Annotated in this window: 1 pseudogene; it reads right to left on the minus strand. The window is 47.0% G+C overall.

The features are described from left to right. Nucleotides 1-1165: pseudogene (locus Xsto_RS21775) on the minus strand (S1 family peptidase); the annotation flags it as partial.

Below are 1165 nucleotides of genomic sequence, written 5' to 3' on the forward strand. Positions count from 1 at the left end.
GTTCATGGCTGATAAACTGTTCCGCCGATACCGTGAATTTTCCCTTTCCGAATAGGTAAGGCCCGCAGGACCATTTGCCGGATGCAGTAACGGTGGTATCACACGCTTTATTATTACCGTTTTTGCCTATATGTATTTGGGCGCCGGGTTCGCCTATTCCGGCAATGTTAAAAGGTTTCCGGTGGAATTCAGCATTCTGTTTAGGCGCAGTGATACTGATTCGGATTTGGGTGATCTCATATTGGCGTGAAACTTCCGAAGTTCTTTTATAATGGATTGTGGTCAGATCTTTTGAGTGGAGTTCTTGATATTGGGCTGCATAAAGGGAGAATATCCCTGCCTGTTTTGCTGTCATGACTGGGTTATTTGGGCATACCCATTTACCGTTGGCATCCACTTTGGTCTGACAAATCAGTGTGCCGGATGAAGGCGGTAGGACGGTTTCCTTTGGCGGTAGCAGCGATTTTGAACTGGCGATAAGGATCAGTTGGCCGGGAGTACCTTCTCCTTGAATGGATATACCGCTATTTACCCGGTAGTGAGCGTTTTTTTGCGGCTCGGTAATCCGCATTGGCATGGTGAAATGCCATTCGATAGGTGCACCAATTTTATTCCCATTCTTGGTTTCCTGTATCACTAATGTATAGGGTTCTCCTCCGTGTAATTTGCCAGTGTCAATCCTTAATCCCCAATGAGGAATAGCAAGACCTGCTATGGTAGAAACACCACCGATAACAACCCCAGAAATAGCTCCGGTCAGCCCGGTGGCAAGCCCAGCTCCCACTCCTGCAGCAACACTGAATAAACCGTACAGGATTATTAACCCGCCGTCCGGATCAATCGGTGGAAAATTGGTGGGATTATCAATTTCAGGTTTGTCCTCATCCGGCTCTTTTTCTTTCACAGCCACCACTTCCATTTTAGTAGCAACTACTTTGTTGCCTTTCATTAATTCGGCGGTCAGTTCATACGTGCCTTCGGTGAAAGTGATGGGTGTCGTACATCCCCAGTCACCATTATCACTGACGACAGCATTCTCACAAATTATGTCTGAGAGGATGTCTGGCGCATCTACCCTTGATGCCCCCCGAGAAAGGGTGAGTTTACGTTTTCTGACGTTAACTGTTTCACCGGGAATATTGGCAGTTCCTGATACTGTCGCAAC

This window comes from Xenorhabdus stockiae, from assembly GCF_002632825.1.
GTDB classification, from domain to species: Bacteria; Pseudomonadota; Gammaproteobacteria; order Enterobacterales; family Enterobacteriaceae; genus Xenorhabdus; species Xenorhabdus stockiae.